Here is a 24,802-nt window from a genome sequence, read left to right as displayed (position 1 = left end):
CGGGGGTTTTCGAGTCGCCACGACCGGGCACTCCTGAGCCCGACAGCACATGGATCGCCGTTCGGTGACCGAGGAAAGAACCCACATGGCCACTCCAGGATCTCAGGGCAACGGCGTGCCGTGCCCGTCAACGACGCCGACAGTCGGCTGCACCTCCGGCTCGCGACGGAAATGGTGCCCACGCGGCGCCGCTGGGCCGTGTCCGGGGACGCGGAGCGCAGCGGATATGACGCCCTCGATCGTCCAATGAGTGGCACCGACCAACGCCAACTCGGAGAGTCCGGCAGCCCAATCGAAGATGAGCTCGAGCACGCGTTCAACAGGATGGTCGACGAGGGCAGCCAGCGGCTGCACCGGACCTGGCGCGAAGTGCTTGTTACCGGATTCTTCGGCGGCACGGAAGTCGCGATGGGCGTACTTGCGTACCTGTCCGTACTGGACGCGACGCACAGTCCTCTGCTTGCCGGGCTGGCGTTCTCGATCGGCTTCCTCGCCCTTCTCTTAGGCCGCAGCGAGCTGTTCACCGAGGGCTTCCTGGTCCCGGTGACCACCGTGGCCGCCAAACGGGCCAGCTTCGGTCAACTGCTCAAGCTCTGGGGTGGCACGCTGGCTGCCAACCTCGCAGGCGGGTGGGTGATCATGTGGTTGATCATCACCGCGTTCCCCAAACTGCACCCACAGGCGGTCGAGTCCGCGACCCACTACGCCACCGCGCCGATGTCCGCAGAGACGTTGGCGCTTGCGGTGCTCGGGGGGATGGCGATCACATTGATGACGCGGATGCAGCACGGCACGGACGCAATGCTTGGCAAGATCGCCGCAGCGGTCGCCGGCGCTTTCCTCCTCGCCGGGCTGCAGATGTTTCACTCCATCCTGGACTCGCTGTTGATTTTCGGAGCGATGTTCACCGGCCATGCACCGTTCGGCTATTTCGACTGGCTCACCTGGTTCGGTTACACGCTGGTTGGCAATATGGTCGGAGGGCTCGGATTGGTGACCCTGCTGCGCCTGCTCCGAAGCAAAGACCGCCTGCAGGAAGAGCGTGACGACGCGGAGTCTGATCGACCTGTGGATTGATTACAAGATCCCGCGCAATCGATTAAGGGCTCAGGCCTATTGGGTCGCTTGAGTTCTCGGTAGCACGATCGGTACGACGAACTCCTCGAGCATCGCGCGCTCGTCGTCCGCGTCGTGTCCGGGGAACAGCATCAGTGACGTCATCACCCGCACCAGCCAGCGGGCCCGGTGCGCGACCAATTCGGGGTCGTCGGGCCCGAGCGAGATGACGAATGCCTCCGTCAGCGCCTTGATTACCTCGGACTCTTCGGCCATCTCAGCGCCGATCGGCCGCTGCGCGGTCGAGAACCACGATGCCAGGGCGGGGCTTTCGCGCACGTTGCGCAACGACGCGAGCATGCCCTCAATTAGGCGCTCGCGCGGATCGACCAACGAGCTGATCTGCTCGGTCATATCACGGTAGAGGCGGTAGCTCTCCCGGTGTACGTAAGCGGTGTACAGGGCTTCGCGGTTCTCGAAGTACCGATACAGCGTGGCGCGCGAACATCCTGCGGCCGAGGCGATTTCGTGCATGCCGACGGTGGCCGCTTCCTGCTGGGCGAACAACTCGCCCGCAGCGTCCAGGATTCTGTCGGCGGCCACCTCGGTGCGCCGCGCGGCCAGCCAGTCGCCGGGCATCAGGAGCTCACCCGGAACGGCACCGACAGCGGCCGCCGTACGTAACTGCCACCGGCCCAGACGATTCCGGACTCATCGACCTCGAAGTCCGGACACCGCGCCAGCAACTCGGTCAACGCGACGCGCGACTGCATGCGGGCCGCCGCGGCGCCCAGGCAGAAATGCGCGCCATGGCTGAACGTCATGATGTTGCGTGGCCGCCGCTGCACGTCGAGTTCGGCTGCGTCGTCGCCGAATTCACGCTCGTCGCGGTTGGCTGACCCGTAGAGCAGCAGCACCTTACGGTCGGCGGGAATCGTAGTGTCGCCGATCGTGACGTCGCGCGTGGTGGTGCGTGCCAGGCCCTGCACCGGCGACGTCAGCCGAAGGAACTCGTCGATCGCGTCAGGAATCAATCCCCGCTGCGAGACCAGCAGTCGCCGTTGATCCGGCCGCTGATGAAGCAATTGCGCTGTGCCGCCGAGCATTCCGGTCGTCGTGTCGTTGCCGCCGGTGACCATCGTGAACGTGAACGCCAGGATCGACAGCACGCCCGAGACGTCGCCGTCGGCGCCGACGCCTGCGGCCACCAGATGCGAAACGGTGTCGTCCTCGGGTTCGGAGCGACGCCGTTCGATCAGCGACGTGAAGTAGGCCATCATCTCGCCGAGCGCGTCGCCGAGTCCGCCCAGTGCTCCCGCGACGCCGCCGGAGGCGGTGTTCGCCGCGACGATCGCCTCGGTCCAGCCGTCGAATTGGTTGCGATCCTCCTCGGGCACCCCGAGATAGTGTGCGACCACCATCGAGGGCAGCGGCTTGAACAACTCGGCGACGATGTCGCCACCGCCGTTCGCACGCAACCGTTCAATCCGCTCGACGACGAAGTCGCGAACCTTCGGTTCGACGGCCTCGACCTGCCGCGGCGTGAAGCCACGCGACACCAGCTTGCGGAACTCGGTGTGCACCGGCGGGTCCTGCATCACGAACGGCGGATTGTCCTGCAGACCGATCAGTTCGAGTTCGCCGTAGTTGACGGTCAGGCCCTGCGCCGAGGAGAACGTCTCGTTGTCGCGGGCCGCCTCCCACACGTCGGCGTGCCGCGACAGCACCCAGTAGTCGCGGTCGGGCTGCTCGGCCGGAACGACGTGGTGAACGGGGTCGTTGTCGCGCAGCGCCTTGTACATCGGCCACGGGTTGGGCCAGGTGTCAGCGTCAGCGAGCTGGAAGCGGACCGGCGAGCCGTGAGACAGAGTGGCTGTCATGTCTCATTGGTACGACAGCGCCCCTAAGTGTGTCAATAGGCAAAGCGGGCGAGCAGACGCAAAAGGCCCCGACACGCCGCGAAAATGGGGCACTTTGCGTCTGCTCGCGCGGCCTAGATTGCCGCGCCCGGGTTGAGGATGCCGTCGGGATCGAGCGCCCGCTTGATCCGCTGGTTGAGTTCCATCGCCTCCGGGCCGAGTTGGCCCGCCAGCCACGGGCGCTTCAGCCGACCGACGCCGTGTTCGCCGGTGATCGTCCCGCCGAGCCCAACGGCCAGATCCATGATTTCGCCGAACGCCTTCTGCGCGCGCTCAGCCATCGCGGTATCGGCGGGGTCGTACACGATCAGCGGATGCGTGTTCCCATCGCCGGCATGCGCGATCACCGAGATCATCAGGTCGTGGTTTGCGGCGATCTTGGACACGCCGCCGACCAGGTCAGCCAGCGCGGGCAGCGGAACGCCGACGTCCTCGAGCAACAGTGAGCCCTTGGCCTCCACCGCGGGGATCGCGAAGCGGCGGGCAGCCACGAACGCCTCACCCTCTTCCGGGTCGGACGTCGAAAACACTTCCTTCGCACCATGTTCGGTGAACACATCGGCCATGAATCCGGCATCCTCGATGCCCGACGGCCCGCGGTCGTCGGTGGCCGCAACCATCATCGCGGCGGCGTTTCGGTCCAGGCCCATCCGCAGCTTGTCCTCGACGGCGTTGATCGCCGCCGCGTCCATGAACTCCAGCATCGACGGCCGGATCTTGCCGGTGATCGTGACGACAGCGGCCGCCGCCGATTCCACAGAGTCGAAGGTCGCGACGACCGTCGAAGCCACGTGTTGCGGCGGCAGCAGCCGCAGCGTCACCTCGGTGATGATCCCGAGCGTGCCCTCGCTGCCGACGAACAGCTTGGTCAGCGACAGCCCCGCGACATCCTTCAGCCGCGGGCCGCCCAGGCGTACCGCGGTCCCGTCGGCCAGCACTACCTGAAGGCCCAGCACGTAGTCGGTCGTCACGCCGTATTTCACGCAGCACAGCCCGCCTGCGTTGGTGGCGATGTTTCCGCCGATGCTGCAGATCTCGAACGACGACGGATCCGGCGGATACCACAGCCCGTACTCGGCGACAGTCTTCTTCACCTCGGCGTTCAGCAGCCCGGGCTGTGCGACGGCGGTGCGTGTCACTGGGTCGACGGTGATATCGCGCATCTTCTCCGTGCTGAGCACGATGCCGCCGTTCAGGGCCGTCGCTCCGCCGGACAACCCGGTGCCCATGCCGCGCGCCACCACGGCAATGCGATGCCGCGACGCCCACCGCATCACGGTCTGCACTTCTTCGGTGCGACGCGGCCGCACGACGGCCAGCGCCGTGCCCGCACTCGGGTCGAAGGCACGGTCCTGGCGATAGGACGCCAGGATGTCGGGGTCGGTGACGACGACGCCGTCGGGCAGTTCAGCGATCAGACTCGCCACAGCCTCACTCATGCCTCGATGCTACGAGCCTCTTCCACCGTCCCGGTCGGGGAACACCATCCTGATCAGTTCGTCCCGGTTCGCCGCGCCCGTTTTCGTCATCGCCCGGTACACGTGACCTTCGACGGTGCGCGCCGAGACGCACAAGCGGTCGGCAACCTCGCGCGTCGTGGACCCGGAGCCGAGCAGGCTGACGATCTCACGCTCACGCCCGGTGAGCGGCAACGGTTCGCTGACCTCGCGCAGCGCGGGCGTGCTGACGCCACCGCAGCGCTGCGCCAGCGCCTCGGCCCGCGACGAACACCAGAGCGCCGATCCCCGCAGATCGCCCTGTCGGAACGCAAGACACGCATGGGCGGCCGCGTCGACGGCGGCGATGAGATCGCCCATCTTCTCGAATTCTTCTGATACCGCACTCAATTCGGAGCCATCTGCGTCAGCGAGTGCAGCCGCGAATCGGGCCACGAGCGGTGCCCGAGGCCCTTCAACCATCGACGCGAGCTCATTCAGTCGCGACACCGCAGAGTGATCCCCCAACTGGGTCGCGGTCTGCAGGCACAACACCTCGGCGGCGAATTGGCCTTTGTCCGCTGCCGTTTCGGCCGCCGATAGCATCGTGGCGATCGCTTCGGTGACAGCGCCCTGCGCGGCCGCCAGCCATGCGCGGGCCAGTCTGCGCTCGTAGTCCAGGCTGCGAAATGGGCGCCGCGTCTTCTCGAGCGTTGCGAGCACCGCTGCGGCCTGGTCCTTCTCACCCCGCATCGCCAAGGCGATCGCGTACGGGATGTGATAGCGGTAGCCCCAGCCCATTTCGTTTCCCGACGCGGAGAACCCCGGCGCCGCGGTGCCTAACAACGCACACGCTTCGTCCAGCCGGCCCGCGAACAGCGCGGCACGACCCGCGATCGCAATGCCGACCAGTTGAGTGGCCCCTGGCATTTCGGCCCCTTGCTGGCGCACGCGCTGCGCCTCCGCCAGCCCGTCGCCGAACTCGCCCGCCAACAGCAGGGCGCTGACGTGCGCGTCGGCGATGTTGAACCGCATCTGGGGCGAATCGAAGAAGCGTGAAGCAATGGCATATCCGGCGTTGGCTGCGGCTACGGCCTCGGCCGTCTGTCCGGCTTCCGCGAGTATCACCGCAAGAGCCCACGCCGTCTCCGTGCCCGCGACGGCCGGCAGCTCTTCCAACACAAGGTTTTTCGACGTCTTCAATGCTTCCTGGGGCTGGTCGAGCGCAAACCAGTACACAGTGAGGAAGGCATCGACCCATAGTCGCGGCGAAGTACCACGTGCGGCTTCGTCGATGATTTCTTTCGCACGTGCGGCATCGCCCGACGCCCACAGCATGTTGAGGCCGCGCATGTAGGCGAGTCGGCCGCGGTCATCGTCGGTCAGCTCCATGTCGGCCAATTCCGCCAGCACAGCCTCGGCCTCCTCGCCTGCGGGGAACCATGACAACGCATGCGCGCGAAGGAAATACGCGCGCGGCGAGCCCCGAGCGCGGATCGCTGCCTTGGCGAGTCGATCGGCCAACCGGAGATCACCCGCCCATACCGCGCCACCTGCCGCCTTGAGCAGCAGATCGGCGTCGGGCGACAGGTCGGAGTCGAGGATCAACGACGCCCGCCGCACCACGGCGCCCATCTCGTCACTGCCCGGCGCCGACGCGAGTTCGGCGGCGACCTGTCCGCGAAGTCGACGCAACCTGGTTTCCGGCGATCGGGACCGCCGCACCTCCCCGTAGAGCGGATGCGCCAGCCGCACTTCGAGCTCACTGTCGAGTTCGTCGACGGTGATCAGGCCGCGGACTTGAGCTTCCTCGATGGCCTCGAGATCGACGATCCGCCGCAGTGTCTTCATCTCGAGCGGCTCTCCGACAGCCAGCGTGTCGATCACTTCACCAACGGGATGCGACAGTCCGCTGAACCGGGACTCGATCAGTTCGACCAAACCCCTCGGCATTGTCGGTTCGCCGATCCACTGCCAGTACCCGTTCTGCTGCTGAATCCGGCCGTCTGCGATTTCCTGCTCGACGATGTTGCGCAGATACAACGCATTGCCCCGAGTCAACTTCCACAGCCGGGTTGCGGCCTCGGGATCCACCGGCCCGCCCAACGACGCCGCCAACAGCGCGCCCACGTCGTCGGCCGAAAGCGGTTGCAGGTCCAGTCGGTCGAATTGGCCGCCGCGCCATATCTCGTATATCTCGGTCGGAACGCGTTCGCCCTCACGCACCGTCAGCACCACCTTGGCGGCCTCGCGCTGCACGATCTGGTGCACCACGAACGTCGACAGTTCATCCAGCAGATGCACATCGTCGACACCGAGGACAACCGTCTTACCGGCGGGCGCGTCGGTTACGGAGTCGATCACGCCGCGGACCAGCTGTAGGCGGTCGGTGCTCGCCGCGCCCGTCCACGGCGTAAACGCACCGAGGGGAAGCTTGCGTGCCGACATCGTGCCGACCGCCCAGCGCGGTTCGAAGCCCTTCGCCGCGACCGACGCCAAGCCTTCACGCACGATCCGGCTCTTACCGACGCCCGCGGGCCCGCTCACCAGGATTCCGGCCAGCCCAGGCTCCGTTATCGCGGCGACGATGGTTTGCATCTCTTCCGAGCGACCGATCAATGGCCACGTCCCCCGCACAGAAAGAGGGTAGAACGCCGAAACGGCTCGTCAGGGCAAACCCGCCCGATCCAATTCCTGCAGCGCTGGCAAAAAAACGGCAACCAGGCCGAGTACCAGCATCGGCAGCGACAACGCCAGGAATGTCGCGTGCAATCCGGCGGCGTCGGCTAGCGGTCCTGCCAGGATCAGGCCGAGCGGTCCCGCGGCGTACGCCAGTGACCCCATGACGCCGACGACTCGGCCGCGCAGGTGTTGCGGCGCGCGCGTCTGCATCACGTAGTTGTAGATCGGCGCGATCGGCCCGTAGACGAACCCGACCACCGCGCACAGCACGAGGATCACCGGCAGCGGCGGCAGGAAGGCGATGATCGTCATCGCCACACCAAGGGTGATCACCGCTGTCAGCATCACGGTGCGTCTGCGCGAATACTTCGACAGCACCGCATAACTCAGCGCACCGATGAGACCGCCGACGCTCAACGCCATCAGCACCCAGCCCAGCTGAGCCGGTTCGTTGCGGTCCGTGAAGTATTTCGGAAAGAGCACCGACTCCATCGGCATGTACAGACCCGTTGCCGTCAGGTCGACGATGGCAAGCGTGCGCAGCACCTTGTTGTGCCACACGAACTTCAGCCCCTCGACAATGCCCGGCAAGACGCCTTGCTTCAGAGCGGTGCGGTCGGGTTTGCCGGCGCCCTCCAGTCGAAGCGCCGAAATGGCGACGATCGAGAACCCGAATGCCGCCGCCGTCACCCACATGGTGTTGATGCCGCCCAACGTGGCGATCAGCAGGCCGCCGATGCCGGGGCCGACGATGTAGGCCAGGTTGAAAATCGCCTCGTACACGCTGTTGGCGTGGTCAAGCGTCCAACTGGCGCGGGTGGCCGCCTCGGGCAGCATCGTCTCGCGGGCTGTCATTCCGGCCGGGTCGAAGAACGCGCCAAGCGCGGCCAGCCCTGCCAGCACGGCGACGTTGATGGCGTGTGCCCCGAACGTGAGTGCCAGCACCGGGACCGCGGCCACCGACACTGCCGACAACGCGTCGGACATCATGGCGACCCGTCTGCGGCCGAGGTAGTCGACGGCGGCACCGGCGATCAAGGTGGCGGCCAGCAGCGGCAAAGTGCCCGCCATCGCCACAATCGAGGCGTACAGCGCAGAGCCGTTGCGCTGCAACACAAGCCAGGGAAACGCGACGAGTGAGATGCCGTTTCCGGCGCCAGCCATCAGCGCGGCGAACAGGATCAGCACCAGAGGGCCGCGCTTGGAATTGGTCATGGGTATCGCGGCCGAATCTAACAGCGGCCGAGCCCGCGCGGCTACGCATTTGCCGGGCCCGCGCGGCGTCGAGTTCGGCCCGCGTGCACAGTGGTGGGATGAAGCTGGCCCATCCGCGAACCGGCGAATTGTTCGATTCGCCCGTGCCTCCCGGCGTCGGCTGGCCGGGTGATCCGGCCACCTCGCGCACAGCGGTGGCGGAGACTCCAGCGCAGGTCACCGCTATGGCGGAGGCGGTCAAAACCATCGATGAACTTGACGCGGAGGTGTCGGTGTGCCGCGCTTGCCCGCGGCTGGTCGAGTGGCGCGAAGAGGTCGCCGTCGTCAAGCGCAAGTCCTTCGCCGATCAGCCTTATTGGGGACGGCCGATTCCGGGTTGGGGGTCGGCGCGGCCGCGCATCGTGATCGTGGGGCTGGCACCCGCCGCGCACGGCGGCAACCGAACCGGCCGGGTTTTCACCGGCGACCGGTCCGGCGACTTTCTGTTCGCCGCATTACATCGCGCGGGGCTGGCGAACCAGGCCGAGTGTCTCGATGCCGCGGATGGGTTGGCGCTCAACGACACTCGAGTGGCCGCGGCGGTGCGCTGCGCGCCGCCGGGCAATGCGCCGACACCGGCAGAGCGTGCTACGTGTGCGCCGTGGTTGGATGCCGAGTGGCGCCTGATCAGTTCCCACGTTCGGGTGATCATTGCGCTCGGGGCGTTCGCGTGGCGGGCGGCGCTGCAGATGATCGGCAGCGTCCCGACTCCCGCGCCGAAGTTCGGGCACGGCGCGGCGGCCACCCTGGACAATGTGACGTTGATCGGCTGCTATCACCCCAGCCAGCAGAACACGTTCACCGGCAAGCTGACGCCGCAGATGCTCGACGACGTCTTCCAGCTCGCGCGGGAACGCGCGGGGGAGAAGAGGCGTTGACGTAGCCATGCGACTTTCCGTTCTCGACCTGGTGCCGGTGCGCACCGACCAGACGACGTCCGATGCGCTGGCGGCGACGACGCACCTCGCGCAGACGGCCGATCGCCTCGGCTACACCCGCTACTGGCTGGCCGAACACCACAACATGCCGGCGGTGGCGGCCACCAGCCCGCCGGTGCTGATCGCGCATCTGGCCGCGCAGACGTCGCAGCTGCGGCTGGGTTCTGGCGGCGTGATGCTGCCCAATCACGCGCCGCTGGCCGTCGCCGAGCAGTTCGCGCTGCTGGAGGCCGCGCACCCAGGCCGCATCGACCTCGGCATCGGCCGCGCGCCGGGCTCCGACCCGGTGACGTCTCTTGCACTGCGCGGAGCCGCCGGTCGCGACGACCGCGACATCGAGGCGTTCCCGCAGTACCTCGACGACGTGGTGGCGCTGATGAGCGCGCGCGGGGTGCGTGTGCCGTTGCCGCGGGATCTGATGCGGGAGAATTACATCCTCAAGGCGACCCCGTCGGCGACGACGGAGCCGAAGATGTGGCTGCTGGGCTCATCGATGTACTCCGCGCACCTGGCCGCGGCCAAGGGCTTGCCGTATGTGTTCGCGCATCACTTCTCGGGTCAGGGCACCGCCGAGGCGCTGGACGTGTATCGCTCAGAGTTCCGGCCCAGCGACCTCGCTTCTGAACCGTTGACGTTCCTGACGGTCAACGCCGTCGTTGCCGAAACCCGTCACGAGGCAATGGCATTGCTGCTGCCTAACCTGCAGATGATGGGGCGGCTGCGCACGGGTCAGCCGCTTGGCGCGCTCGATCTGGTCGAGGATGCCGAACTTCAGGAGATGACCCCGCAGGCGCAGCGGGTGGTCGAGGGCGCGCTGCGGCGGGCGGTCGTCGGCACCCCGGCGGAGGCGGCCGATCAGGTGCGCGCGCTTGCCGAGGAATTCGGTGTCGACGAGGTGATGGTCAACCCGGTAGCTTCGGCGCGCCGCGGCACGGATCCGGCGACGGCCCCCGCCCGCGACACGACGTTGGAACTGCTTGCCAAGGAACTGTTTTAGTCGCTGGCGCGCAGGACGACCACCGGAATCGGTCGCGACGTCCGTTTCTGGTAGTTCGCGTACCGGTTGGCGTTGTTCTTGTTGACGATTTCCCACAGTCGCGCGTAGTCGGCGTCATCGGGCAGCACAGGCCGGGCTACCACTCCGAATCTCTTTGGCCCGACATTGATTTCGACCTTCGGGTTGGCCTTGAGGTTGTGATACCAGCCCGGTGCCTTGGGATCACCGCCCTTAGACGCGACGATCAGGTAGGAGTCTCCGTCTTTGGCGTACGTCAGTGAATTGGTCCGCTGGATGCCGGTCTTGGCGCCGACGGTGTGCAGCAGCAGGTTGGGCGGTGTGCCGGGCAGGATGCGGTGCCCGATCCGGCCGTTGGTGCCCTTGTAGATCTTGTCATGCAGCATCAGCAACGGAAGGCCGATGTACTTCTCCCACGCAGGCATTCCACTCATGAGGCTCAGTCTTGCGTAGCCGAGTCCAGTTCCGCTAGGGCCTCGCGCAGCAGCCGGCCCGACTTCTCGCGGTCCGGGTCTTTGCGCAGCAGCATGCCCTTGGCGAACGACAGCTTGTCGCCGCTCTGACGCGGCAGTACGTGCAGGTGGATGTGGAAAACGGACTGGAAGGCGGCCTTGCCGTCGTTGATGACGACGTTGTTGCCGTCGGCGTGCAGTCCCGACTGACGGGCGGCCCTGGCGATGCGCTGGCCGATGCGCACCATCTCGGCGACCGTGTCCGACGGCGTGTCGGTCAGGTCGACTGTGTGGCGCTTGGGGATGACAAGGGTGTGGCCGCGGGTGAACGGCCGGATGTCGAGAATGGCCAGGTAGTCGTCGTCCTCGTAGATCCGGATAGCCGGGGCCTCACCGGCGACGACGGCGCAGAAAACACAGGACATTCCGCCACGTTAGCTACCGACATTCTCCTTGGCCCACTCGGCCATGCGGCGGTCGCGTTCCTCTGGCGAGACGTCCTCGACGCGGGTCATCACGGTCCAGCGCTGGCCGAAGGGGTCAAGGATCGACGCGAACCGGTCGCCGGTGACGAAGGTCTGGGCCGGTTCACGGATGGTGGCGCCTGCCTGCTCGGCCTTGGCCACCACCGCGTCGACGTCCTTGCAGTAGAACCCGACGGAGTGGGTGGCTGGGGCTTTCGGATCGGGCGCGGCGATCTGATAGGCCTCGGCGGGATCACCGAGTTGCAGGCGGCCATTGCCGAAGTCCAGCTCGGCGTGTGCCACCGTGCCGTCGGGACCGTCCATTCGGTCGACGAGTTCGGCGCCGAACACCGAAACGTAGAAGTCGATCGCGGCTGCAGCGCCGTCGATGCACAGGAACGGGGTCAGGCTGGTGTAGCCCTCCGGAATTGGTTTCGCACTCATGTCCACCACTGTTGCTGGTTGCCTGAAGCACGTATTGGAGAAACGCGTCAGCCCGGAACCACCGGTCCCGGCTTCGGTTTCAGGATCACGCTGAAGATCAGTGCGACGATGCCGATCGCGACACACGTCCACAGCGCAGTCTGAAAGCTCGCGACAGTACCGGTACCGACAACCGGTCCGGCCCAAGCGAATCCGGCCGCGCCGCCAATGCCGAACGCGACGCCGTTGATGCCGGGCAGCGAGCCCGGTTCGTCGTCGGGAGCCTGGACGACGGCCAATGTGCTGACGGCGGTCAACAGCACGCCGGTGCAGGTGAACCCGAACACGATCATCAGCGTGACGATCATGCTCAAGTTCTGGACGAAGAGCGCAAGAAGCGCCGTGACGACGATGGAGGACGCGACGCCCGCGCGCAGCACCGTCACGAAGCCAATCCGCACCGCGAGCCTGCCTGCCAAAGGGGCAGTGATCAATTGGACCACCGCGGCGGGGGTCAATAGCAGCAATGCCGTCGTCGTGCCGTCGAGGGCGAAGCCGGAGTCGTCGTCCTCGCCGATCGACGGGACGATGAACGTGAGCACGGTCATGAACGACGCGATGCACAATGTCGTCGCGACGATAAGCGGCCACGCCTCACGCGAGCGCAGGTGCTCGATTGCCACCAACGGGTGGTGCAGCCTGCTGTCGACAACGACGAGCGCAACCAAAGCCGCGGTTGCCGTGACGATCCAGCCGAGCGCAAGCGGGGACAGCCAGCCCTCGCGTGCGCCATGGGTCAGAAACAGATTGGCTCCAATAGCAGTCAGCGACAACAGGATTGCGCCCCACCAGTCCATTCGGTCTCCGCCCACCGGTAACCGATGATCGGCAGGGACGGCTTTCCACGCGAAGGCAAGTGCTGCGATGCCGACGGTCAGGCTCAGTACGAAGATGGACCGATATCCCAACCGATCGACCATCACGCCACCAAGAAGGGAGTCGAATCCGGCGACGCCGCCGTTGATCGCGGTGACAAGCCCGCAGCACGTGCCGAACGCCGGACCGCTGAGGTGTTCGCGCATGATCAAAAACGCGAGTCCGAACGTGATCACACTGCCACCCTGCAGAATTCGGCCAACGACCATGAGTCCCAATGTCGTGCTCACGATGCACAGCACGGTGCCCACGCACATGACGACCATGACGCCGAGCAGCACGCGTTTGCGGCCGACGTAGTCGCTCCACCGGATGAGCACGACGCTGGAGACCGCGCCGGCCAGTGAGAAGTACGTGGACATCGTCGCGAACGCGTCGCCGCCGAACTCCTCGTTGATGGTGTGGATCGCGGGGATCAGCATCGTGGTGTTGAGCTGAAACGCGACCACGGACACGATCAGCGCCGACACCATGAGGGCGGTCTGGCTTCGTGACAGGACTGCATGGGTCACCGCGATCGCCCCCTGCCGTCACGCTGTCGGCATCGTATGCCGTCTGGCCGCATGGTTAGGCTGATCCGCGTGTCCGACTACCTAGACCTTGACGATGACCTGGCCGACGAGACCGACGACGACGGGACAGAAGAGGACGAAAACGGTCACACGCTCTCGATTCGTCGCACCAACGGGGAAGAGGTGCTCAGCATCTTTTCGCCGAGCGAGGAGTGGAGCGTCTACCTGGCGCCCGGCGGCGGAATGACGAATGCATTCATCGGTACCCCTGGCGACCCGGTTGTCTGGGTGAATGCGACCGATCGGCCGGTTGAGCGCGACGTAGATGGCACGTACATCATCCGGATCGACTAACAGTTTCGTAGCCTGACTTCCATGGGCGCTCGTCACACCGCGACACAAGCCGCGCCCATTCGCGGCGTGGTCGGTCGGGCCGGTAGCGCCGACGCGTTCGATCTCGATCGGTGGGCGCCCTCGGACGCGACTGCGCGGTTCGTCGAGCACTTCTGGTCGGTCAGCTGGGACCTGCGCGAACAGGGGCCGTTCGACAGCACCGTCATCACCTTTCCGTCGGTGCACCTGACCCACGAGTGGGGCGATGACGGTCCGCGCCACGGTTTTCCGTTGCCCAACACATTGCTGCACGGTGTGGTGCAGCGCGTGTTCCACACGACGATCAGTGAGCGCGGCAAGGTGGTCGGTGCGCGGTTCCGGCCGGGCGGCTTCACCGCGCGGTTCGACCGCAACGCAGCTGAGCTGACCGGGCGTATCCAGCCGATGGACGACGAATTGTTCGGCCGCGCAATTCATCTCGATGACGACGTGGATGCCGCATCGAGCCGCATGGATGCACTCATCGCTGACTACCCGGGTGAACTGGACCCCACGTTTGTGGCACTTACGCACCTTGTCGACCGGATCCGCGACGACGATCGACTGCACCGCGTCGAGCAGGTGATGCAGCATTCGCCGTGGAGCGCGCGCACCACACAGCGGGTGTTTCGCCGCTACGTCGGGGTACCGGTCAAGTGGGTGCTGTGCCGCTACCGGCTGCAGCAGGCGGCTTTGGAAATCGAGAGCCAGCCTGGGGTGGATCACGCCGACCTCGCCGTCCGGCTCGGCTGGTATGACCAAGCGCACTTCATCAACGACTTCCGCGACATGCTGGGCACCACACCGGGCGAATACGCCTCGGCCCACGGAAGTTAGGAGATTGCGTGGACACCCGTGAGCTCGTATTCGCCGGAGCCGCCGCGCAGGCCCGGATGCTTGCCGACGGCGTCATCACAGCGCCTGCGCTGCTCGACGCCTACCTGGAGCGCATCGGCCGCGTCGACCCCGAACTGAGGTCGTATCGGGTGGTGCTGGCCGACAGTGCGCGGCAGGAGGCCGCCGCCGCGCAGGCCCGATTGGATGCGGGGCAGCGGCTGCCGCTGTTGGGTGTGCCGTTCGCCATCAAGGACGACGTCGATGTGGCGGGCGAGTTGACGACGTATGGCAGCGCGGCGCACGGGCCGGCCTGTACGCAGGACGCAGAGGCGGTGCGGCGACTGCGTGATGCCGGAGCAATCATCCTCGGCAAGACCGCCGTGCCCGAAATGATGCTGTGGCCGTTCACCGAGACGCTCGCGTTCGGGGCAACGCGCAACCCGTGGAACACCGATTACACACCCGGCGGGAGCAGCGGGGGCAGTGGTGCGGCAGTGGCAGCGGGTTTGGCGTCCATGGCTTTGGGATCCGATGGCATGGGATCGATCCGGATTCCGTCGACGTGGTGTGGGTTGTTCGGTGTCAAGCCGCAGCGCGACCGGGTGCCGCTGGCACCGCACGACGATGCGTGGTGCGGGTTGAGTGTGAACGGCCCGATGGCGCGGACGGTGGAGGATGCCGCGTTGTTCCTGGATGTGACGGCGCCGGGCAATGGGTTCGTCGCTGCAGCCAAACAAGAACCAGGACGGTTGCGAATCGCGTTGAGCACCAAGGTGCCTCCGCCATTCAAGGCTCGCATCGGCAAGGCGCAACGGGCCGCGGTCGAGGAGGCAGGTGCGCTGCTGCGCGAGTTGGGCCACGAGGTGGTTAGGCGTGACCCGGACTATCCGGCCGCCGGGATGTATGGGCAGGCGCTGCCACGCTACTTCCGCGGCGTATACGACGACGTGAAGACGTTGCCGCACCCGGAGCGGCTTGAGCGTCGCACCCGCGCCTTCGCGCGGATCGGCGGCCTGCTCCCGGAGAGTCGGATGAATGCGATCAGAGGGTCGGAAAGCGAAGTGGCCGAACGTATCCAGTCGATCTACGACGATGTCGACGTGGTGATCACACCCGGGACCGCGATCGGCCCGTCGAAGGTCGGGGCCTACCAGCGGCGCGGGGCGATCGCGACGCTGGCCTTGGTTGCTCAGCGGGTGCCGTTCCAGGCGATGTTCAACGTGACGGGCCAGCCTGCGGCTGTGGTGCCATGGGATCTGGACAGCAATGGCCTGCCGACGTCAATCCAATTGGTGGGCAAACCATTCGACGAGGCTACGTTGCTGTCGTTGGGAGCACAGATCGAGCAGGCTCGGCCATGGGCGCAGCGCCGCCCGCCGGTGTCATGATTCGCCGATGACGCGCCAGGCGGTCAGCTTGTCCTCGTAGCGCATGGTCTGTGCCGGGCTGGTCGACGGCAGTCGTCGGTAGGCGAAATCCGGTGCGACGCGGACCAGGCGGTTGAAGTTCTTCTCCGCGGCGGCGCCGTTGAAGTACACGCGCGAAATGTCGGGATACTGCTCGAATAGCCCGCCAAAGTCGTTGGCCACCATGCTGTCTGGTTCAACGGCCGAATCCAGGCTGCCGACGCGGCGACATGACCGCAGCACGTCCCACACTGCGATGCGATTTGCAATCAGCACCGCCGTCCGCACCTCATAGGGTGCGTCCGCATCGAACCCGAAGATCGCGCCGATGATGCTCCAGAACGCGTTGCGCGGGTTCGCGTAGTACTGCTGCGCACCCAGCGACATCACGCTTGGCATGTTGCCGAGGATCAGTGTCTTGGCGCCGTCGCCGACGATCGGCGGAAAACCGTGGAGCACCTCGGAAGCCATGTATCCGCATATTGCCCTACCTCGGCGGTATACGTTGTGGCCGTGGCCGAAGACTTCGATCTCGAAGCGTCCGGGCTGCTCGACGGCCTCGAGGGCAGGGCGCGCGACGAGCGTGCCGAACTGATCCCGTGGCTGCTCGAGCGCGGCGTCACCGTCGAGCAGATCCGGACCGGTTTCATGCCGGCGCTGCTCGCCTCGCGTCGGCTACTCGGTGACGACGGCGTTTACGTCTCAGCCCGGGAGACCAGCGAAAAGACGGGCATCGACCTGGAACTGCTCCAGCGCCTGCAGCGCGCCATGGGGCTGCCGCGCGTCGACGATCCCGACGCGGCGGTGTATCTGCGCGCCGACGCGGAAGCCGCAGCGTATGCGAAGAAGTCGCTCGATCTGGGCATCGAACCCGACCAGGTCGTGCAGATCACAAGGACGCTGGCCGAGGGCTTGTCGCGCGCAGCCGAGGTGATGCGATACGCCGCGCTCGCCTCGATTCTGGACCCATCCGGTTCGGAGCTGCAGCTCGCGAAGAACGCCGAAGCGTTGGTGCGTGAGATCGCTCCCATGCTCGGCCCGATGATTCAGGAAATGCTGCGCCTGCAGTTGCGGCACCTGATGGAGACAGAGGCGGTCACAGCAAGCGAAAGGGCCGAGGGGCAACGCCTGCCCGGCGCTCGCCTGGTCACCATCGCGTTCGCTGATCTCGTCGGCTTCACCCGTCTCGGCGAAGTCGTGCCGCCCGAAGACCTGGAGCGGCTGTCTCACCGGCTGGCCGACCTCGCCCGCGATGTGGCTGTTGCGCCGGTGCGGTTCATCAAGACGATCGGCGACGAGGTGATGTTGATCAGCCCGGAACCGGTTGCACTTCTGCAGGCCGTTCTGGACCTGGTCGACGCGACCGAGGGTGACGATGACCTCCCCCGTCTGCGCGCGGGTATCGCCACCGGGATGGCGGTGAGCCGGGCCGGGGACTGGTTCGGCAGTCCGGTGAACCTCGCCAGCCGTGTCACGGGCGCGGCGCGGCCCGGTTCGGTGTTGGTTTCCGAGCAGACCTACGAGGCGATCGCTGACGACGAACGGTTCACCTTTTCATTCGCGGGAGCGCGGCACCTGAAGGGCATCAAATCCGATGTCAAGCTGTTCCGTGCGCGAAGGGCCACAGCCGACAGCGACTGATTTCTAACCCCCTCCCACTCTCAATCTATAGCGCATGGGGGGGCTTGCGGCAAGACCCCGGTATTGCCGCAAAATCGCTGCCCGAAGCCAAAACTCGTGGAAATGGGGCAGCGAAAATGCGTGTGTTGTTGTCGACGTGGGGATCACGCGGAGACGTCGAACCGGTGCTGGCGCTCGCGGTGCGACTGCAGGAGCTTGGTGCGAAGGCCCGGGTTTGCGCGCCACCGGACTTCGCCGAACAATCGGCCCGCCTCGGCGTCGAGATGGTGCCAGCCGGTCAGTCGGTACGCGCGTTGGTGCACGGGAACAGCGGAAAGAAACCGTCGACCCCGGCGGACGCGCCACGGGTCGCGGCCGAGTTGGTCGCGGGGCATTTCGAGACGGTGGGCGCGGCGGCCGAGGGCTGTGACGTGGTGGTGGCGACGGGCTTGATGCCTGCCGGTGTCCGGTCGGTGGCCGAGAAGGTCGGCGCGCGCTATGTCTTGGTGGCATTCCATTCGGGTTCGTTTCCGTCACCGAATCAGAGGCCGTTGTCGCGGCCGGGCAAGCCGTTTCCGCCAGGCGAGACCGACAACAAGGTGCTGTGGGACATCGACGCCGAGCGGGTCAATGCGCTGTACGCGGAGCCGCTCAACGCCCATCGGGCGGCGATCGGGTTGCCGCCGGTCGACAACGTCCGCGATCACGTGTTCACGGACCGCCCGTGGCTGGCGACGGACCCGACGTTGGCGCCGTGGCCCGGTTCGCCGTATCTCGACGTCGTGCAGACCGGCGCATGGATCCTGCGTGACGAACGTCCGCTCCCTGCCGATTTGGAGAGATTCCTGGACGCGGGCGAACCGCCGGTATTCGTCAGCATGGGAAGCGTGCGCGCCCCCGAGGACGTCGCCCGGGTGGCAATCGAGGCGGTACGTGCGCATGGCCGTCGAGTGGTCATCGGTCGTGGATGGGCCGCCCTTGCGTTGATCGACGATGCAGACGATTGCTTTGTCGTTGGTGAGGTCAACCATCAGGCGCTGTTCGGCCGGATGGCTGCCGTCGTGCACCATGGCGGCGCGGGCACCACCACGACGACCGCTCTGGCCGGCGCGCCTCAGGTGGTGGTGCCTCAGATCGCGGATCAGCCGTACTGGGGTGAGCGCGTGGCCGATCTGGGAATCGGTGCGGCACATGAGGGTTCGACGCCAACCGTGGAATCGCTGTCGACTGCGCTCGAGACGGCGCTGGCTCCCGAGACCCGCGCACGGGCTCGCGATGTGGCGGGCATTGTCCGCACCGACGGCACGACGGTGGCCGCCAAACTGCTGATGGAGTGAGTGCGCAGTGTAGGCAGCGTCACCGACGAAAGTGGGCACTTATCCCCAGCGACGAATTGATCCACAGCCTGCGGGTGACCTGCGGCGTGTGGTCGCGTGATCGAACTAGTGTTCGAAGTATGTCGTCGGGTGCGGTGTCGGATCGCGAGGTGATTCTCGCGACGGTGGCGCGCTGGGAACGGGTCCAAGCCGAGATGGCGGGGCTGTCTTTTCGCGCGTTGACCGGACCCGAGGTGCTGGGCATCCAGAAGCGGCTCGAGGACGGGTATCGGCGCCAGCCCGCCGTCGATCACAAGTTGATTCATCAGCTCACTTCGCAGTGCACACCGACCGAGTTGGGCGCTACGTCGTGGGCCAAGGTGCTCTGCGCGGCGCTGCGGATCTCTGAGGGCGAAGCCAAGCGGCGGGTCACACAGGCCGGGTTGCTGGGGCCGCGCACCGCGTTGAGTGGTGAAGCGTTGCCCCCGGCGTTGCCGAATGTGGCTGCGGCCCAAGCGCGTGGTGAGCTCGGGCCCGAGCATGTGCAGATCATCGAGAAGTTCTTCAAAGCCCTGCCCAGCCACATTGACGGCCAGACCCGAGAATTGGCCGAGGCCGATTTGGCGGGTATTGCTACCGGGTTGGGGCCCACCCAGTTTCGTGCTGCTGCGGATCGGTTGGCGCTGCTGCTCAACCAGGACGGTGAGCTGGCCGATGACGCTGATCGGGCGCGGCGGCGATATTTCACCGTCGAAAAGCAAGGCGTCGATGGGTTGAGCCGCGTCCACGGTCTACTCGACCCCGAAGCCTGCGCGACGCTGGATGCGGTGTTCGCGAAATTGGCGGCGCCGGGGATGTGCAACCGCGACGACGAAAACCCATGTGTGGACGGCGAACCCAGTGATGAGGCGGTCCAAGCGGATGTGCGCTCGGCGGGGCAGCGGAACCACGATGCGCTGACCGCGATGGGTCGCTCGGTGTTGGCGTCGGGGGAGTTGGGTAAGCACAACGGGCTGCCGGCCACCATCATCGCGACGACCTCGCTGCAAGATCTGCAATCGGCTGCGGGTGCCGCGGTCACCGCAGGCGGCACGCTGCTGCCGATGCGCGACGTGATCCGGTTGGCCTCGCAGGCCCACCACTATCTGGTGATCTATGACAAGCACACCCGCGAACCGCTGTACTGCGGGCGCGCCAAACGGTTTGCGACGCCGGGGCAGCGCATTGTGCTGCACGCGCTTGAACGGGGCTGCACCCGGCCGGGTTGCACCGCGCCCGGTTATTGGTCCCAGGTTCACCATGTGGATGGCTGGGCCAACAACGGCAAGACCGACATCACCAAACTCACCCTGGCCTGCGGCCCGGACAACCGCCTCGTCGAAGCGGGCGGCTGGATCACCCGAAAACGCGAAGACGGCCGCACCGAATGGATCCCACCACCACACCTGGACACCGGACAATCGCGCGTCAACGATTACCACCACCCCGAGAAATACCTGGCGTCCGTAGGAGAAGACCGGGACGAAGAGGACGACTGCGAAGACGACCCGTAGCTATTGGGACGCGCTGAATCGGCGCAGCCGCAGGCTGTTGCTGACAACGAATACGGAGCTGAAAGCCATTGCAGCGCCGGCGATCATCGGGTTGAGCAGTCCAGCCGCGGCCAACGGCAGCGCCGCGATGTTGTATGCGAATGCCCAAAACAGGTTGCCCTTGATTGTCGACAACGTCTTACGTGACAACCGAATCGCGGTAGGCACAGCGCCTAGGTCGTCGCGGACCAAGGTCAGATCGCTCGCCTCGATCGCGACGTCGGCGCCCGTGCCCATCGAGAGGCCGAGATCCGCCTGGGCGAGCGCCGCAGCGTCGTTGACGCCGTCGCCCACCATTGCGACCACGCGCCCCTCGGTCTGCAGCCGTTTGACCGCCGACACTTTGTCTTCGGGCAGTGCCTCGGCGATCACCTCGTCGATCCCGACCTGCTTCGCAACGGTTCGGGCAGCGGCAGTGTTGTCTCCCGTCAGTAAGATCGGCATCAAGCCCAGCTGCCGCAACTCTCGGATGGCCTCGGCCGACGTCGGCTTGACGGCATCGGCGACAACGAGCACACCGCGCGCCCTCCCGTCCCAACCGACTGCCACCGGCGTCCGGCCATGAGATTCGGCCTCCTGCACGGCATTTGCAAGTTCGTCGGGCATATCGAGTAGTCGGCGTCGACCGATTAACACCGTGAGACCCTCAACGACGCCCTGTACGCCGAGTCCCTCGAGGCTCTTGAAGTCATCGACGCTCGGTAGGTCGCCGACCTTGTCGCGCGCACCGCCCGCGATCGCCTTGGCGATCGGATGCGCCGACGCATCCTCGAGCGCTCCGGCCAACCGCAACACCTCATCCGGTTGTTCACCATCAGGCGTGATCACGTCGAGCAGCGTCATCGTGCCGGTGGTCACCGTGCCCGTCTTGTCCAACACGATCGTGTCGATGCGGCGGGTCGACTCAAGCACTTCCGGCCCCTGGATCAAGATGCCCAGCTGTGCTCCGCGGCCCGTTCCGACCATCAGCGCGGTCGGTGTGGCCAGCCCCAGCGCACACGGGCAGGCGACGATCAGCACCGCCACCGCGGCCGTGAATGCCGCCGCAACCGACCCGCTCGTCCCGAGCCAAAATCCCAACGTCGCCACCGAAAGCGCAATGACTATCGGCACGAAGACCCCGGAAATCTGGTCAGCCAACCGCTGCGCCTTGGCCTTGCCGTTCTGCGCCTCCTCGACAAGGCGGGCCATTTGAGCTAGCTGTGTTTCCGAGCCAATGCGGTTGGCCCGCACCACAATCCGACCGTCGACATTGACCGTCGCGCCGACAACTGGATCACCGGGCCGAACATCCACCGGCACCGATTCGCCGGTGAGCATCGACGCATCCACCGCTGAACTGCCCGCCACCACCACGCCATCAGTTGCGATCTTTTCGCCGGGGCGCACCACGAATTCATCGCCGACTGACAACCGCTCGATCGGAATGCGTTGCTCGACGCCATCTCTGAGCACCGCGACGTCCTTCGCGCCGAGTTCCAGCAATGCCTGTAGCGCCGCACCGGCCCTGCGCTTGGCGCGGGCCTCGAAATAGCGGCCGGCGAGGATGAACGTAGTCACCCCCGCCGCGGCTTCGAAATAGACGTTGCCGGTTCCGTCGGTGCGCGCGATCGTCAGCTCGAATGCGTGCTTCATTCCCGGCATGCCCGCGGTGCCCCAAAACAACGCATAGACCGACCAGCCGAGCGCGGCGAGCGTGCCCATTGAGATCAGCGTGTCCATCGTTGCGGTGCCGTGCCGCAGATTCATCCACGCCGCTTGATGAAACGGCCAGGCACCCCAGATGACCACCGGTGCCGCCAACGCCAGCGACAGCCACTGCCAGTTGGTGAACTGCAGGGCGGGCACCATCGCCATCGCGATCACCGGAACAGTCAGGGCCGCCGAGATCAGCAGCCGTTGCCGAAGCGACGACGTCGGATCCTGTGCCGCTTCGGCAGGTTCTTCGGGGAGGTGCGCCTGGTAGCCGGCGTCTTCGACGGTCGCGACCAGCTGGTCGGGCGTCACGGAATCGCCGTATTCGACATGGGCCTTCTCGGTGGCGAAGTTGACCGTGGCGGTCACGCCCTCGAGCTTGTTGAGTTTCTTCTCGATTCGATGCGCACATGACGCGCATGTCATGCCGTCGATCGAGAGCTCAACGGACGTCATCGTGTTTCCCCGTCGCCGACGGTCACGGTGAACTCTGCGGTGCGCACTACGCCAGCATGCTGGAAATCGAGGAACAACCGGTAGTCGCCCCCGCTTGGGAAGGTGGCATGGAAGCCGATGTCCGGTCCGGATGCCGTGACTCCGTCGCCCGGCTCACCCATCGGATGGACGTGTAGGTACGCCAAATCCGCCGCGCGCAACGCCACCAGATGGCCGTATGCGCCAAGGTAGGGCTGCAAATCCGTGACCGGGTTGCCGCCACGGCTCACCGACATCGTCAACATCGATGGCTCGCGCGCCTTGGCCGACCCGCTCAGCGTCACCGTGTATCCATCGACCACCGACGTCGCTGCGACCGGCGGCAGTGGCTGCGGGTCGTATTCGCCGCGCACGTGTACGTTGGCGCCCAACGTGACCGGTCGGCCACGGCAGGCGTGAAGTCGGCGAACACGCGGTAGTCGCCGCCGCGGCTGAGATCGACTGGTACACCCCATGTTCCATCGGAACCAAGCGTTGGGTGCACATGCTGGAAACCAGCCAAATCATTGCGAACCACGATCAAATGCAAGAGTTTCTCGTGGTTTTCGATGTACCCCGTCACCGGCGCGCCATTAGCGTCGAGTATCCGGAACCGCAGGGGCATGTCGTTGGCGGCCTCGAATCGATCACCCGCCAACTCGAGTGTGTAGCCGTCCTGCACGGACGACAGACCACCGAGCAGCTCGGCCGTTCCGGTGTCGTGTGCTCCGTGGCCGTCCTCGTGCGCGGGTGCCGATTGCACCACGGCGCCGCCCTCGGGCCCGATGGTCCTGCCGACGAAGAGCGCGACGGTGAACACCACTGCCAGGCCGACGGCGAACACTGCGATTTTCTGGGCGGCGTTCATCAGCCGGCCAGCTGGTAGCCGGCGGCCTCGACGGCGTTTTTGATCGCGTCGACGGCGAGCGGGCCTTCGCTCTCGATGACCACCGTTCCGCTGCCCAGGTCCACATCGACGGTATGGACGCCGGGGATATCGCCGATTTCTTCACGCACCGTTAAGGCGCAGGAACCGCAGCTCATACCCACGACGGTGACCTTGGTTGTGCTCATGAATCATGTGTACCATACCCCCCTAGGGTATGAGAAGTAAGTAGAAAGGACTCATGACTATGTGGAAGCGAACGACCCTGATCGGCGTCGGTGCCCTCGCGGCGCTGGCCATTTCGACCGGCTGTAGCAGCTCCAACGAACCCGAGCACCCGGCGGCACACTCCTCGTCGGCGAGCGCTACCGCCGCCCCCACCACGAGCGCAGTGGCCGAGGCCCACAACGACGCGGATGTGATGTTCGCCCAGCACATGATCCCGCACCACCAGCAGGCGGTCGAGATGAGCGACATGGTCCTTGGCAAGCAGGGCATCGATGCGCGTGTCACCGAACTCGCCAATCAGATCAAGGCGGCCCAGGGGCCCGAGATCCAGCTGATGCAGGGTTGGCTCACTCAATGGGGCACTCCGGCTATGCCAGCTATGTCCGGTCACGACATGCCGGGGGTGAGCGGCATGATGTCCAACGCAGACATGACGGCACTGACGAACGCGCAGGGTGTCGAGGCGAGCAAGCTGTTCCTGACGCAGATGATCGCGCATCACGAAGGCGCAATCACGATGGCGCAGAAAGAAATCAAGGATGGTCAGTATCCCGCCGCGATCGAACTGGCGAAGTCGATTGTGACCGCCCAGCAGAAGGAGATCGACACCATGAAGGGCATCGTGGCGACGCTCTAACTCTTGCGCGCCGCCCCGACAAACAGCGCACCGCCGAAGTGCTTCTCGATTCGGCCGGTGCCGTGTAACCCGTGGCGTGCCAGTTCGGTCGCGAATTCGTCTGCCTCGAACCAATTTTCGCGCGGGTGCACGGTCAGCGTGCGAAAGATCCAGGTGTCGAGCATGTGGCGGGGTATCTCCTCGAATAGCAGCAAGCCGCCGGGCCGCAGCACGCGGGCGATCTCGCGGATCGACTCTTGCCAACTCGGTACGTGGTGGATGATCCCGAAGTCCACGACGGTGTCCACGCCGCCGGTCGTCAACTCGATGTCGCAGACATCGCCGACCGACAGCGATACCGGCCGGCCGTGCAATCGTCGTTGTGCCAGTTCGACCATGGACTCGTCGAGGTCGAACGCCGTCACATTCGCAGCGCCCAGTCGGTCGAGGATGACTTGGGCACCCACGCCCTGCCCGCAGCCGACTTCGAGCACATGCTGACCAGCCAGGTCGCCGCCTGCCAGTCGCTTGAACCACGCCGCTTCGCGGTGGTGCTGATGGGCGGCCCGTACTGGGTTGTTCACAAAAGCTCGTTCGATGGAGTTGAGCTTCATGTCGCGGACAATACCCCTTGGGGTATGACCCGATAGGTCTACGCATAGCGCGCATGGCA

The 24,802-nt window shown here is 65.8% G+C and carries 23 protein-coding genes and 1 pseudogene; 10 read left to right on the top strand and 14 right to left on the bottom strand.

Annotated elements, in window-relative coordinates; translation table 11 throughout:
* The first annotated feature begins 246 nt into the window (after positions 1 to 246).
* On the top strand, positions 247 to 1,077 hold the full coding sequence (locus tag MYCSM_RS23280) for a formate/nitrite transporter family protein (protein ID WP_041314762.1): 831 nt from the start codon (positions 247 to 249) through the stop codon (positions 1,075 to 1,077).
* A gap of 36 nt (positions 1,078 to 1,113) precedes the next feature.
* Here the strand turns inward: MYCSM_RS23280 and MYCSM_RS23275 are convergent, their stop codons facing one another.
* The 5 genes from MYCSM_RS23275 to MYCSM_RS23255 form a co-directional block, all read right to left on the bottom strand.
* Entirely contained in the window at positions 1,114 to 1,695 is a 582-nt protein-coding gene (locus MYCSM_RS23275) for a TetR/AcrR family transcriptional regulator (protein ID WP_015308620.1), read from the bottom strand.
* Positions 1,695 to 2,936: a cytochrome P450 gene (locus MYCSM_RS23270; protein ID WP_015308619.1), complete on the bottom strand. Its 1,242-nt coding sequence runs from the start codon at positions 2,934 to 2,936 to the stop codon at positions 1,695 to 1,697. The genes MYCSM_RS23275 and MYCSM_RS23270 overlap by 1 nt, the downstream gene beginning before the upstream one ends.
* A gap of 113 nt (positions 2,937 to 3,049) precedes the next feature.
* Positions 3,050 to 4,414 (bottom strand): FAD-binding oxidoreductase, encoded by a 1,365-nt coding sequence (locus MYCSM_RS23265; protein WP_015308618.1) that lies wholly within the window; start codon positions 4,412 to 4,414, stop codon positions 3,050 to 3,052.
* A gap of 9 nt (positions 4,415 to 4,423) precedes the next feature.
* Complete coding sequence (locus MYCSM_RS23260; protein ID WP_198345113.1) at positions 4,424 to 7,009, bottom strand: helix-turn-helix transcriptional regulator; 2,586 nt, start codon at positions 7,007 to 7,009, stop codon at positions 4,424 to 4,426.
* A gap of 69 nt (positions 7,010 to 7,078) precedes the next feature.
* On the bottom strand, positions 7,079 to 8,308 hold the full coding sequence (locus tag MYCSM_RS23255) for an MFS transporter (protein WP_015308616.1): 1,230 nt from the start codon (positions 8,306 to 8,308) through the stop codon (positions 7,079 to 7,081).
* Positions 8,309 to 8,406: 98 nt separating this feature from the next.
* Here MYCSM_RS23255 and MYCSM_RS23250 point away from each other — a divergent pair, with 98 nt between their 5' ends.
* Together MYCSM_RS23250 and MYCSM_RS23245 are read left to right on the top strand one after the other, a co-directional pair.
* Positions 8,407 to 9,225 carry a uracil-DNA glycosylase gene (locus MYCSM_RS23250; protein ID WP_015308615.1) on the top strand — a complete coding sequence of 273 codons (819 nt, stop codon included), beginning with the start codon at positions 8,407 to 8,409 and terminating at the stop codon, positions 9,223 to 9,225.
* Positions 9,226 to 9,232: 7 nt separating this feature from the next.
* Positions 9,233 to 10,282, top strand: coding sequence for an LLM class flavin-dependent oxidoreductase (locus MYCSM_RS23245; RefSeq protein ID WP_015308614.1), 1,050 nt, complete (start codon positions 9,233 to 9,235; stop codon positions 10,280 to 10,282).
* On the opposite strand, the gene MYCSM_RS23240 is transcribed toward MYCSM_RS23245, so the two are convergent.
* Genes MYCSM_RS23240 through MYCSM_RS23225 form a run of 4 tightly spaced genes read right to left on the bottom strand, consistent with a single transcriptional unit; the run spans position 10,279 to position 13,087 of the window.
* Complete coding sequence (locus tag MYCSM_RS23240; RefSeq protein WP_157681385.1) at positions 10,279 to 10,734, bottom strand: nitroreductase family deazaflavin-dependent oxidoreductase; 456 nt, start codon at positions 10,732 to 10,734, stop codon at positions 10,279 to 10,281. The two genes, MYCSM_RS23245 and MYCSM_RS23240, sit on opposite strands and share 4 nt — an antisense overlap.
* 5 nt (positions 10,735 to 10,739) lie before the next feature.
* Complete coding sequence (locus MYCSM_RS23235; RefSeq protein WP_015308612.1) at positions 10,740 to 11,177, bottom strand: HIT family protein; 438 nt, start codon at positions 11,175 to 11,177, stop codon at positions 10,740 to 10,742.
* A gap of 9 nt (positions 11,178 to 11,186) precedes the next feature.
* The gene (locus MYCSM_RS23230) at positions 11,187 to 11,660 is read right to left on the bottom strand and encodes a VOC family protein (RefSeq protein WP_015308611.1); all 474 of its coding nucleotides are present in this window, start codon (positions 11,658 to 11,660) and stop codon (positions 11,187 to 11,189) included.
* A gap of 47 nt (positions 11,661 to 11,707) precedes the next feature.
* A complete protein-coding gene (locus MYCSM_RS23225; RefSeq protein WP_015308610.1) occupies positions 11,708 to 13,087 on the bottom strand; it encodes an MFS transporter in 1,380 nt (459 codons plus the stop codon).
* Between the two features lie 69 nt (positions 13,088 to 13,156).
* Between MYCSM_RS23225 and MYCSM_RS23220 the strand changes: the two genes are divergently transcribed.
* The 3 genes from MYCSM_RS23220 to MYCSM_RS23210 are packed head-to-tail and all read left to right on the top strand — an operon-like array spanning position 13,157 to position 15,684.
* Positions 13,157 to 13,441, top strand: coding sequence for a hypothetical protein (locus MYCSM_RS23220; RefSeq protein WP_157681384.1), 285 nt, complete (start codon positions 13,157 to 13,159; stop codon positions 13,439 to 13,441).
* A 21-nt stretch (positions 13,442 to 13,462) separates the two neighbouring features.
* Positions 13,463 to 14,296 (top strand): AraC family transcriptional regulator, encoded by an 834-nt coding sequence (locus MYCSM_RS23215; RefSeq protein ID WP_015308608.1) that lies wholly within the window; start codon positions 13,463 to 13,465, stop codon positions 14,294 to 14,296.
* An 8-nt stretch (positions 14,297 to 14,304) separates the two neighbouring features.
* Entirely contained in the window at positions 14,305 to 15,684 is a 1,380-nt protein-coding gene (locus MYCSM_RS23210) for an amidase (RefSeq protein WP_015308607.1), read from the top strand.
* Here MYCSM_RS23210 and MYCSM_RS23205 read toward each other — a convergent pair.
* Positions 15,679 to 16,173 (bottom strand): DNA-deoxyinosine glycosylase, encoded by a 495-nt coding sequence (locus tag MYCSM_RS23205; protein WP_015308606.1) that lies wholly within the window; start codon positions 16,171 to 16,173, stop codon positions 15,679 to 15,681. The two genes, MYCSM_RS23210 and MYCSM_RS23205, sit on opposite strands and share 6 nt — an antisense overlap.
* A gap of 42 nt (positions 16,174 to 16,215) precedes the next feature.
* Here MYCSM_RS23205 and MYCSM_RS23200 point away from each other — a divergent pair, with 42 nt between their 5' ends.
* The 3 genes from MYCSM_RS23200 (at position 16,216) to MYCSM_RS23190 (ending at position 20,191) form a co-directional block, all read left to right on the top strand.
* On the top strand, positions 16,216 to 17,343 hold the full coding sequence (locus tag MYCSM_RS23200) for an adenylate/guanylate cyclase domain-containing protein (protein ID WP_041314756.1): 1,128 nt from the start codon (positions 16,216 to 16,218) through the stop codon (positions 17,341 to 17,343).
* A 116-nt stretch (positions 17,344 to 17,459) separates the two neighbouring features.
* Entirely contained in the window at positions 17,460 to 18,659 is a 1,200-nt protein-coding gene (locus MYCSM_RS23195; protein WP_015308604.1) for a glycosyltransferase, read from the top strand.
* 119 nt (positions 18,660 to 18,778) lie between these two features.
* A complete protein-coding gene (locus MYCSM_RS23190; RefSeq protein WP_015308603.1) occupies positions 18,779 to 20,191 on the top strand; it encodes an HNH endonuclease signature motif containing protein in 1,413 nt (470 codons plus the stop codon).
* Here the strand turns inward: MYCSM_RS23190 and MYCSM_RS23185 are convergent, their stop codons facing one another.
* From MYCSM_RS23185 to MYCSM_RS23175, 3 genes and pseudogenes are all read right to left on the bottom strand, one after another.
* Positions 20,192 to 22,381 carry a heavy metal translocating P-type ATPase gene (locus MYCSM_RS23185; protein WP_015308602.1) on the bottom strand — a complete coding sequence of 730 codons (2,190 nt, stop codon included), beginning with the start codon at positions 22,379 to 22,381 and terminating at the stop codon, positions 20,192 to 20,194. It abuts the gene before it with no gap.
* Positions 22,378 to 23,267 (bottom strand): annotated as a pseudogene (locus tag MYCSM_RS23180) (hypothetical protein). Before MYCSM_RS23180 ends, MYCSM_RS23185 begins: the two are co-directional and overlap by 4 nt.
* Positions 23,267 to 23,473, bottom strand: a complete 207-nt coding sequence (locus MYCSM_RS23175; protein WP_015308601.1) for a heavy-metal-associated domain-containing protein — start codon at positions 23,471 to 23,473, stop codon at positions 23,267 to 23,269. Before MYCSM_RS23175 ends, MYCSM_RS23180 begins: the two are co-directional and overlap by 1 nt.
* Before the next feature lie 59 nt (positions 23,474 to 23,532).
* On the opposite strand from MYCSM_RS23175, the gene MYCSM_RS23170 reads away from it, so the two are divergent.
* The gene (locus MYCSM_RS23170; protein ID WP_015308600.1) at positions 23,533 to 24,150 is read left to right on the top strand and encodes a DUF305 domain-containing protein; all 618 of its coding nucleotides are present in this window, start codon (positions 23,533 to 23,535) and stop codon (positions 24,148 to 24,150) included.
* On the opposite strand, the gene MYCSM_RS23165 is transcribed toward MYCSM_RS23170, so the two are convergent.
* Positions 24,147 to 24,743 (bottom strand): class I SAM-dependent methyltransferase, encoded by a 597-nt coding sequence (locus MYCSM_RS23165; protein ID WP_015308599.1) that lies wholly within the window; start codon positions 24,741 to 24,743, stop codon positions 24,147 to 24,149. The genes MYCSM_RS23170 and MYCSM_RS23165 overlap by 4 nt on opposite strands.
* Between the last annotated feature and the right edge of the window lie 59 nt (positions 24,744 to 24,802).

Origin of the sequence: Mycobacterium sp. JS623 (genome assembly GCF_000328565.1) — a bacterium.
Taxonomy (GTDB): domain Bacteria; phylum Actinomycetota; class Actinomycetes; order Mycobacteriales; family Mycobacteriaceae; genus Mycobacterium.
The sequence above is the reverse complement of the archived record's forward strand: the minus strand, read 5'-3'. Positions and strand labels throughout refer to the sequence as shown.

Excerpts from the sequence above, each read along its gene's own strand:
- MYCSM_RS23185 (WP_015308602.1), bottom strand. The coding sequence starts at position 22,381 with ATGACGTCCGTTGAGCTCTCGATCGACGGCATGACATGCGCGTCATGT.
- MYCSM_RS23280 (WP_041314762.1), top strand. The coding sequence starts at position 247 with ATGAGTGGCACCGACCAACGCCAACTCGGAGAGTCCGGCAGCCCAATC.
- MYCSM_RS23205 (WP_015308606.1), bottom strand. The coding sequence starts at position 16,173 with ATGGCTTCCGAGGTGCTCCACGGTTTTCCGCCGATCGTCGGCGACGGC.
- MYCSM_RS23275 (WP_015308620.1), bottom strand. The coding sequence starts at position 1,695 with ATGCCCGGCGACTGGCTGGCCGCGCGGCGCACCGAGGTGGCCGCCGAC.
- MYCSM_RS23190 (WP_015308603.1), top strand. The coding sequence starts at position 18,779 with ATGTCGTCGGGTGCGGTGTCGGATCGCGAGGTGATTCTCGCGACGGTG.
- MYCSM_RS23240 (WP_157681385.1), bottom strand. The coding sequence starts at position 10,734 with ATGAGTGGAATGCCTGCGTGGGAGAAGTACATCGGCCTTCCGTTGCTG.
- MYCSM_RS23245 (WP_015308614.1), top strand. The coding sequence starts at position 9,233 with ATGCGACTTTCCGTTCTCGACCTGGTGCCGGTGCGCACCGACCAGACG.
- MYCSM_RS23170 (WP_015308600.1), top strand. The coding sequence starts at position 23,533 with ATGTGGAAGCGAACGACCCTGATCGGCGTCGGTGCCCTCGCGGCGCTG.
- MYCSM_RS23175 (WP_015308601.1), bottom strand. The coding sequence starts at position 23,473 with ATGAGCACAACCAAGGTCACCGTCGTGGGTATGAGCTGCGGTTCCTGC.
- MYCSM_RS23195 (WP_015308604.1), top strand. The coding sequence starts at position 17,460 with ATGCGTGTGTTGTTGTCGACGTGGGGATCACGCGGAGACGTCGAACCG.
- MYCSM_RS23270 (WP_015308619.1), bottom strand. The coding sequence starts at position 2,936 with ATGACAGCCACTCTGTCTCACGGCTCGCCGGTCCGCTTCCAGCTCGCT.
- MYCSM_RS23230 (WP_015308611.1), bottom strand. The coding sequence starts at position 11,660 with ATGAGTGCGAAACCAATTCCGGAGGGCTACACCAGCCTGACCCCGTTC.
- MYCSM_RS23250 (WP_015308615.1), top strand. The coding sequence starts at position 8,407 with ATGAAGCTGGCCCATCCGCGAACCGGCGAATTGTTCGATTCGCCCGTG.
- MYCSM_RS23260 (WP_198345113.1), bottom strand. The coding sequence starts at position 7,009 with ATGCAAACCATCGTCGCCGCGATAACGGAGCCTGGGCTGGCCGGAATC.
- MYCSM_RS23255 (WP_015308616.1), bottom strand. The coding sequence starts at position 8,308 with ATGACCAATTCCAAGCGCGGCCCTCTGGTGCTGATCCTGTTCGCCGCG.
- MYCSM_RS23265 (WP_015308618.1), bottom strand. The coding sequence starts at position 4,414 with ATGAGTGAGGCTGTGGCGAGTCTGATCGCTGAACTGCCCGACGGCGTC.
- MYCSM_RS23215 (WP_015308608.1), top strand. The coding sequence starts at position 13,463 with ATGGGCGCTCGTCACACCGCGACACAAGCCGCGCCCATTCGCGGCGTG.
- MYCSM_RS23235 (WP_015308612.1), bottom strand. The coding sequence starts at position 11,177 with ATGTCCTGTGTTTTCTGCGCCGTCGTCGCCGGTGAGGCCCCGGCTATC.
- MYCSM_RS23165 (WP_015308599.1), bottom strand. The coding sequence starts at position 24,743 with ATGAAGCTCAACTCCATCGAACGAGCTTTTGTGAACAACCCAGTACGG.